General features: G+C 61.7%; 4 protein-coding genes. All 4 read left to right on the forward strand.

Annotation, left to right across the window (positions count from 1 at the left end; genetic code table 11):
* Positions 1 to 1,147 (forward strand): glycogen/starch/alpha-glucan family phosphorylase (gene glgP, locus EOA22_RS23775; RefSeq protein ID WP_245478675.1); only part of this gene is annotated, 1,147 nt, incomplete at its 5' end.
* Between the two features lie 108 nt (positions 1,148 to 1,255).
* On the forward strand, positions 1,256 to 3,469 hold the full coding sequence (gene glgB, locus EOA22_RS23780) for a 1,4-alpha-glucan branching protein GlgB (RefSeq protein ID WP_013532700.1): 2,214 nt from the start codon (positions 1,256 to 1,258) through the stop codon (positions 3,467 to 3,469).
* A 52-nt stretch (positions 3,470 to 3,521) separates the two neighbouring features.
* On the forward strand, positions 3,522 to 4,787 hold the full coding sequence (gene glgC, locus EOA22_RS23785; protein WP_013532699.1) for a glucose-1-phosphate adenylyltransferase: 1,266 nt from the start codon (positions 3,522 to 3,524) through the stop codon (positions 4,785 to 4,787).
* A 3-nt stretch (positions 4,788 to 4,790) separates the two neighbouring features.
* Positions 4,791 to 5,126, forward strand: a 336-nt coding sequence (locus tag EOA22_RS23790) for a glycogen/starch synthase (RefSeq protein ID WP_206521324.1), incomplete at its 3' end; no start/stop codon positions are given.

Consider the following 5,126-nt stretch of genomic DNA (forward strand, 5'->3'; position numbering starts at 1 on the left):
GCTCGTCCGAGAACTGGTTGGTCGCACGCGCCTCCAGAAGCACTTCAGCGTTGATGGCATAGACGATCTGCACAAGCTCTATCCCGATCGCATCAACAACAAGACCAACGGCATCACGCCGCGGCGCTGGCTGATCCAGTGTAATCCCGGGCTGACGTCGCTTGCCCGCGAGGCGATCGGCGACCGCTTTCTCGATGACATCGACGCCATCAAGGATCTCGACGGTTTCGCCGGCGATGCCGCCTTTCGCGACAAGTTCGCCGCCGTCAAGCGAGCCAACAAGGCGCGGCTGGCCAACCTCGTCGCCGACCGGCTCGGCATCAAGGTCGATCCCTCGGCGCTTTTCGACATCCAGATCAAGCGTATCCATGAATACAAGCGCCAGCTTCTGAATATCCTCGAGGCGATTGCCCTCTACGACCAGATCCGCTCGCATCCCGAGCGCGACTGGATGCCGCGCGTGAAATTCTTCGGCGGCAAGGCGGCGCCCAGCTACCACAATGCCAAGCTGATCATCAAACTCGCCAACGATGTCGCCAAGGTCATCAACCGCGATCCGGCCGTGCGCGGTCTGCTGAAGGTGGTGTTCGTGCCGAACTACAATGTCAGCCTTGCCGAGATCATGATGCCGGCCGCCGATCTGTCCGAACAGATCTCGACCGCCGGCATGGAAGCGTCGGGCACCGGCAACATGAAGTTCGCGCTGAACGGTGCGCTGACCATCGGCACGCTCGACGGTGCCAATGTCGAGATCAAGGAATGCGTCGGCGACGACAACATCTTCATCTTCGGCCTGACCACCGCCGAGGTCGCCGAGCGGCGCAACAACGGCTACGATCCGCGCGCCGTCATCGAAGGCTCGCCTGAGCTGGCGCAAGCGGTTGCGGCTGTTTCGTCAGGCGTCTTCTCGCCGGACGATCCGGAGCGTTACCGCGATCTCATCAACGGTCTCTACAACAGCGACTGGTTCATGGTTGCCGCCGATTTCGATGCCTATGCCGCCGCCCAGCGTGAGGTCGATGCGGTCTGGCGCAACAGTCCCGACTGGTACGCCCGGGCAATCCGCAACGTTGCGCGTGTCGGCTGGTTCTCCTCCGATCGCACGATCCGCCAATATGCGAAAGAAATCTGGAACGTGCCTGTCTGATGTGATTGCATGAGGCCGCAAACAATGTGGTCCCGGTGATGTGAATTTGAATGTTGGATTTACATCACTAGAAACAAACACTTGGTGCCCGGGGAGGGACACTGCCTGATGAAGAAGCCGCGCGCGACCGCTGCGACAAGCGGGCCGGATGGACTGGCGCCAGCCGGCGATGTTGCGGCGATTGTTGCCGGCACGCACGGAGATCCCTTCGCCGTCCTTGGTGTCCATGAGGTCGGCAAGAGCCTGTATGCCCGGTGCTTTGTTCCGAATGCCGAATTCGTCACCGCCTACACGCTGACCGGCACCATCGCGGGTGAACTGTCCAGGCGCAACGATGGCGGCTTTTTCGAAGGCAAGCTCTCGATCAAGAAGCGGCAACCCCTGCGCTATCATGCCAGGAACGCCGGCGGCGACTGGTGGCTGACCGATCCCTATTCGTTCGGTCCGGTGCTGGGCCCGATGGACGATTACTACATCGCCCAAGGCTCGCATCTCAGGCTGTTCGATAAGCTCGGCGCCCATGTCATTGATCACGAAGGCGCCACCGGAGTGCATTTCGCCGTCTGGGCTCCCAATGCGCGGCGCGTCTCGGTGGTCGGCGACTTCAACGAGTGGGACGGCCGCCGGCACACCATGCGAGACCGCCGCGACACCGGCATCTGGGAACTGTTCATACCCGACATCGGTGCCGGACGACCCTACAAATACGAGATCATCGGCCCCGATGGTGTGAGGCTGCCGCTGAAGGCCGACCCGTTCGCCTTCAAATCCGAACTGCGTCCGGCTACTGCTTCGGTCGTGGCGGTGCCGCCGGCGCACGAGTGGGGCGACGAGGCGCATCGCAATTTCTGGCGCAATGCCGATCACCGGCGAGAAGCCATCTCGATCTACGAGGTCCATGCCGGCTCCTGGCAGCTTCGCGACGACGGAACGTTCCTGTCATGGGACGAGTTGGCCGACCGGCTGATCCCCTATGTGGTTGAGACCGGTTTCACCCACATCGAATTCATGCCGATCTCTGAACATCCCTACGACCCGTCCTGGGGCTACCAGACGACCGGCCTTTACGCGCCATCGGCCCGCTTTGGCGACCCGGACGGCTTTGCCCGTTTCGTCGATGGCGCCCACCGCGCCGGCGTCGGCGTCATCCTCGACTGGGTGCCGGCACATTTCCCGGTCGACGCGCATGGCCTGGCCAATTTCGATGGCACCGCGCTCTATGAACATGCCGATCCGCGCAAGGGTTTTCATCCCGACTGGAACACCGCGATCTACAATTTCGGCCGCCGCGAGGTGGTGTCGTTCCTGGTCAACAATGCGCTGTTCTGGGCCGAGAAATACCATGTCGACGGTTTGCGCGTCGACGCGGTCGCCTCGATGCTCTACCTCGACTATTCACGCAAGGCCGGCGAATGGATCCCCAACGAGAAGGGCGGCCGCGAGAATCTCGAGGCGGTCAGCTTCCTGCAGAAGATGAACAAGGAGGTCTACGGCCATCATCCGGGCGTCATGACCATAGCCGAGGAATCGACCTCATGGCCGAAGGTCTCGGCACCGGTGCATGAAGGCGGCCTCGGCTTCGGCTTCAAGTGGAATATGGGCTTCATGCACGACACGCTGGAGTATTTCTCCAAGGAGCCGATCTTCCGAAAGCACCACCACAACGACCTCACCTTCGGCCTGACCTACGCCTTCTCGGAGAATTTCGTGCTGCCGCTCTCGCATGACGAGGTTGTGCACGGCAAAGGCACGTTGCTTGGCAAGATGGCCGGCGACGACTGGCAGAAGTTTGCGACGCTACGCGCCTACTACGCTTTCATGTGGGGCTATCCCGGCAAGAAGCTGCTTTTCATGGGGCAGGAGTTCGCGCAGCGCCGCGAATGGAGCGAGGCGCGCGCGCTCGACTGGAACCTGCTTGAATTCCGGCCGCATCGCGGCGTTTGGCAGACGGTGCGCGATCTCAACTATCTCTACCGTTCGCGCCCGGCGCTGCATGGCCGCGACTGCGAACCGGAAGGGTTTTCCTGGCTGATCGTCGACGACAGCCAGAATTCGGTTTTTGCCTGGCTGCGCAGCGCGCCGGGCGGCAGCCCGGTGGCCGTCATTTCCAATTTCACGCCGGTGCCGCGCGATAATTATCGCGTGCCGTTGCCGACATCAGGCAAATGGCGCGAGATCATCAACACCGACGCTTCTGAATATGGCGGTTCCGGCAAGGGCAATGGCGGCATGGTCGAGGCACGGGCGGAGGAAGGAAGCATCGCCGCGACGATGCTCTTGCCGCCGCTGTCCACGATCATGCTCGAGCTCGTCGCCGACTGAACCCATCGACACTGAGTAACATGTCGAGATCGAGTAACTTGGGAGGGTAGAAATGGCAGACTTGAAACGGACCCAGCCGCTGGCGCGCGATGCCATGGCCTATGTATTGGCCGGCGGCCGTGGCAGCCGCCTCAAGGAACTGACCGACCGGCGTGCCAAGCCGGCCGTCTATTTCGGCGGCAAGACGCGCATCATCGACTTCGCGCTCTCCAACGCGCTTAACTCCGGCATTCGACGCCTCGGCGTTGCCACCCAGTACAAGGCACATTCGCTGATCCGTCATTTGCAGCGCGGCTGGAACTTCCTGCGCCCAGAGCGAAACGAAAGCTTCGACATCCTGCCGGCCAGCCAGCGCGTCTCGGAAACGCAGTGGTATGAGGGCACGGCTGACGCCGTCTATCAGAACATCGACATCATCGAGGCCTACGGACCCGAATACATGGTCATCCTGGCTGGCGACCACATCTACAAGATGGACTACGAGATGATGCTTCGCCAGCACGTCGACGCCAATGCCGACGTCACCGTTGGCTGCCTCGAAGTGCCGCGCATGGAAGCCACCGGCTTCGGCGTCATGCATGTCGATGGCAAGGACAACATCATCGCCTTCGTCGAAAAGCCCGCCGATCCGCCCGGCATTCCCGATAAGCCGGAGTTTGCCTTGGCCTCGATGGGCATTTACGTCTTCAAGACCAAGTTTCTGATGGAGCAGTTGCGCCGCGATGCGGCCGAGCCGGGCTCGAGCCGCGACTTCGGCAAGGACATCATCCCCTATATCGTCCAGCACGGTAAGGCGATCGCGCACCGCTTCGCCAAGTCCTGCGTCCGTTCGACCGCCGAGAACGAGGCCTACTGGCGCGACGTCGGAACGGTCGACGCCTATTGGGAAGCCAATATCGACCTGACCGATATCACGCCGGAACTCGACCTCTACGACCGCGACTGGCCGATCTGGACCTATGCCGAATTGAAGCCGCCGGCAAAGTTCGTGCATGACGAGGATGGCCGCCGCGGTTCGGCTGTGTCTTCGCTGGTTTCGGGCGATTGCATCGTCTCGGGGGCTTCGCTGAAAAAAAGCCTGATCTTCACCGGCGCGCGCATCAATTCCTATTCGACGCTCGAAGAAGTCGTCATGCTGCCCGACGTTCATGTCGGCCGGAACGCAAAGTTGAAGCGCGTGGTCATCGACCATGGTGTTAGGATACCGGAAGGGCTGGTGGTCGGCGAAGATCCTATTCTCGACGCCAAGCGCTTCCGCGTTTCCGAAAAGGGCATCTGCCTGGTCACCCAGGACATGATCGACAAGCTGGGGCTCTGACGCATGCAGGTTCTGTCGGTCACGCCGGAAATTTTCCCGCTCATCAAGACCGGTGGGCTTGCCGACGTGACCGGCGCGCTGCCCATTGCCTTGGCGGCCAAGGGCGTGACCGTGCGCACGCTCATGCCCGGCTTTCCGACCGTCATGGCTGCCTTCAAGAAAAAGCGGGCGGTTCTGCAATACCCCTTGCTGCAGGGCGGCAAGGCCTCTGTCCATTCCGTCCAACTCGCCGGGCTCGAACTGTTCGTGCTCGATGCGCCGCATCTGTTCGACCGTCCCGGCGGCCCCTATGGCAATGCGACCGGCGCCGAACTGGCCCTGGAAGGCGAGGTTGTGGAC

This window comes from Mesorhizobium sp. M7A.F.Ca.US.014.04.1.1 (assembly GCF_003998745.1).
Lineage (GTDB): Bacteria > Pseudomonadota > Alphaproteobacteria > Rhizobiales > Rhizobiaceae > Mesorhizobium > Mesorhizobium ciceri.

What these genes read in the sequence shown, in the direction of transcription:
- glgB (WP_013532700.1), top strand. Translation starts at nt 1,256, where the DNA reads ATGAAGAAGCCGCGCGCGACCGCTGCGACAAGCGGGCCGGATGGACTG.
- glgC (WP_013532699.1), top strand. Translation starts at nt 3,522, where the DNA reads ATGGCAGACTTGAAACGGACCCAGCCGCTGGCGCGCGATGCCATGGCC.